Consider the following 3,690-nt stretch of genomic DNA (forward strand, 5'->3'; position numbering starts at 1 on the left):
TGGTACCAGGCGCCTTTTCTGGCGCTGATACTGCTCTGCGTAGCAGGGTGCGGGAACCCTATCCTGCGGGATGCCTGGATTACTGAATCGAATCCGGTCACCGAGGAGCCTCTGGTAGATCCCGGTTTGCCCGGAGGCTGGGCGGTGGACCAGGGCGCCCTTACCGCCGTCATCACCGCTGCTGAAACTCTGATCGCCGGCACGGCAAGCGGGGAGGACGTTGCGGAAATTCCCCTGGGGGTTCACTTTGTTACCGGGGCGGAAAAGGCGGCATACCAGGCGGCTATTGACGCGGCCAGGGCGGCGCGGGATGACGGGGCGGCGACGGCGGCGCAGATTGACCAGGCGGCGCTGGACCTTGCTGCGGCGAGCGGTGTGTTTACCGCCGCCGCTGCCGCCAAGACCGGGACCAAACCCGGCCCGGCTCCCATCCTGGGGGTGGTGGCGGTCAGCTTTGACGGGGCGGTCTATGGCGATGAGCGGCCTGGGGCGAAACCTATTACGATTACCAATAGCGGGACGGGGGCGGCGGCTATCAGCGCAGTTGAACTAAGCGGCGGCGGGAAGGACGCCTTTGCGCTGGGCGGTTCCGGGGACACGGTGGCTGTGGGGGACAGTATTACAACGTGGACCGTGCAGCCTGCGGCGGCCCTTGCGGCGGGGATCTATACAGCGACCATCACCGTGGGCTATGACGACGGGGCTGCGGCAACGGCGCAGGTGAGTATTACTATCAGCAAGGCGGCGGGGGGCGCCGTGGGAACGCCGGGCGGGGACAGCGCCGGGACTACTATCACGGTAACGGCGCTTACGGTGAGTAACGGTGAGCAGGCGCCTGAGTACGCCATAAGTACCGGGACAAATGCGCCGGATACGGGCTGGCAGACCGGGCTTACCTTTGCGGACCTGGACCCCGGCGTCACCTATTATATGTATGCCCGCGCCGGGGAGAGCGCGAATTATGGTGTGGGCGCAGCGGTGCGAAGCGCGGCAATAACTGTGGGAAAGCTCAGTCAGGCGGCCTTTGGGTTTAGTGTGGGAACGGTGGACAAAACTTACGGCGACGCCCCCGTTCCCTATACCGCCACGGGCGGGTCGGGGGACGGCGGGATTAGCTATGCGGTAACCGGGAGTGACGGGGCGGTCAGCGTGGACGCAGCCAGCGGCGCCGTTAGTTTCCTGAAAGCTGGCACGGGGTATATCACCGCCACTAAGGCGGGGGACGCCACTTATAATGCGGCCACCGCAACACTGACGGTGAACATCAGCAAGGCAACGCCTACTTACGCCGCGCCCACCGGACTCAGCGCATTTGTCGGGCAGACCCTGGCGGATGTGACGCTGTCCGAGGGCTTTAGCTGGGACACCGTCAAGAACCCGCTGACCACTGCGGTGGGCGGCGTGGGCAGCAATACCTTTAAGGCGAAGTACACCCCCGACGACACGGGGAATTACCTCGTGGCGGAGGATATCCCGGTGAACATCATCGTGACGGCGAAAACCCTCACCATTACGGTCAGCCTGAACCTGAGCCGCGATGTTACCCTGGAAGGCGCGTCGGGCGGCATCACGCTGTCCAGGACCGGGACCGGGGCAACTAAAACGGCGGAAATAAAAGCCGAGGGATATACCAACGTGAAGTGGTATGTGGACGGCGTTGCGGCCGTCGATGCAGTCCTCAGCGATGAGGGCAACAGCATTACGCTGAGCGCTGGGGCTTACGATGTGCGGCGCCATCAGGTCCTCTTCCGGGGTGTCCAGGACGGCAGCACCTATTCTAAAGAAATCAGCTTCACGGTAAGCGAGTAAGGGAGGACCGGCATGAACAAACGCAATACGGTGACTGCCGACCAAGGTCGGGTCACCATTTCCACCATTCTGAAAAAGGTGCCTGGCACCGTTCTGGCGCTGATGGTTCTGGGGGGATGCATGAATCCTCTGGCAGAGCGGCCTTCCACCGGGGGGGGCTTCACGGATGCGGTTCCCGATGGCTACGGGCGGGTGACTGTCACCCTGGCAGGGACCGGGGCGCGGACCCTGTACCCTGCGGAGGGGGATTTCGGAGATATTATCCTGAGTTTCCAGGGGCCTGCGGGGGCAAGCCATGAGCCGGTCACCGGCGGTTCCGCCACGGTGGACCTGGCCCTGGGGGCCTGGACCATCACTGCCACAGCGTATACTAAGGCTGAGTCGTCCGTGGCGGCGGCCTGGGGCAGGGAGGCAACCACTATCGGTGTGGGGGACAATGACCCGGTACACATCACCCTGGCTCCCTACACCGGGCTGGACGCCGTAAAGGGAACACTGCGCTATGACATCGGCATAGGCGGGGACGGGGGCGCCATTGCGGGGCTTAATTCCGCCACTATAACGGTAACGAAAACCAATGCCGACGACACGGACGGGGAACCGGCCGCCTCGGACCTGCACTGGTCCCCGGTCACGGGTCGGTATGCGGATACTATCAGCCTGGACGCCGGCAATTACCTGGTGCAGGTCAAGCTGACCCGGGGATACTTGAGCGCCACCCGCGGCTGGGTGGCCCACCTCTACCCCGGCCTGGAAACCCTGGCTGCATGTGACTTTGGCGAGCTAGACCTGAAGCCCGCCCTGCTGGGCACGGTGAGCCTTGGCGGTTCGGCGGTTTATGGCGAGGAACTGACGGCGACCTCTACTCTGGAAGGGATCGGCGACCTGAGCTATGTCTGGAAGCGGGGCGATACAGCAGGGGATGCGGATACGGTGATTGAGGGGGCGAGCAGCATTGCCTATACCTTGACCGCAGACGATGTGGGAAAGTATATCGCCGTGGAAGTGAGCCTCGCAGGCTATGACGGCAACAAACGCGCCGTTACCGCAGCTGCGGTGGCCAAACGGCTTCTGACCGCCACGGCGCAGGCTACGGACCGGGTTTACAATGGTACGAAAGCGGTGACTGTCACCATTACGGCGGGAAATGTGGTGGACGGTGATGCGGTCTCCATCACGGGGACCGGGGCGGCGGACAGCGCCGACGTCGGCAACAGGACTGTCAGTATTAGCGGTATAGCCCTGACCGGGGCGGCGGCGGGTAACTATACTGCGCCTGCGCCTGCAAGCATTACCGGCGTTACGGTGGCCATCAGCAAGGCGACGCCTGTTTACACGACGCCCACCCCCACTGCATTTGTCGGGCAGACCCTGGCGGATGTGACGCTGTCCGAGGGCTTTGACTGGGACACCGTCGAGAACCCGACGACCACGCCGGTGGGCGGCGTGGGCAGCAATACCTTTAAGGCGAAGTACACCCCCGAGGACACGGGGAATTACCTCGTGGCGGAGGATATCCCGGTGAACATCACCGTGACGGCGAAAACCCTCACCATTACGGTCAGCCTGAACCTGAGCCACGAGGTTACCCTGGACGGCGTACCATCGAGCGGCATCATGCTGTCCAGGGGCGGGGGCGGAACGGCGACCATAAGCGCCGTGGGATATACCAACGTGAAGTGGTATGTGGACGGCGTTGCGGCCAGCGGTGCAGTCCTCAGTGATGGGGGCAACAGCATTACGCTGAGCGCTGCGAATTACGATGTGCGGAACCATCAGTTCACCTTCCGGGGTGTCCAGGGCGGGGTCACGTATTCCAAAGAAATCGGCTTCAAGGTAAGCAAGTAAGGGAGGACCGGCATGAACAAACGCAATACGGGT

At 63.1% G+C, this 3,690-nt stretch carries 2 protein-coding genes; both read left to right on the forward strand.

Going from position 1 to position 3,690, the window contains the following annotated elements:
* Window positions 1-1,809, forward strand: a 1,809-nt coding sequence (locus tag TPRIMZ1_RS18920) for a hypothetical protein (protein WP_010259858.1), incomplete at its 5' end; no start/stop codon positions are given.
* 12 nt (window positions 1,810-1,821) lie between these two features.
* A complete protein-coding gene (locus TPRIMZ1_RS0112030) occupies window positions 1,822-3,657 on the forward strand; it encodes a YDG domain-containing protein (RefSeq protein WP_010259863.1) in 1,836 nt (611 codons plus the stop codon).
* The last annotated feature ends 33 nt before the right edge of the window (window positions 3,658-3,690 follow it).

It is taken from the genome of Treponema primitia ZAS-1, from assembly GCF_000297095.1.
Taxonomy (GTDB): Bacteria; Spirochaetota; Spirochaetia; order Treponematales; family Breznakiellaceae; genus Termitinema; species Termitinema primitia_A.

Coding starts and splice junctions, on each gene's coding strand:
- TPRIMZ1_RS0112030 (WP_010259863.1), top strand. CDS start 1,822: ATGAACAAACGCAATACGGTGACTGCCGACCAAGGTCGGGTCACCATT.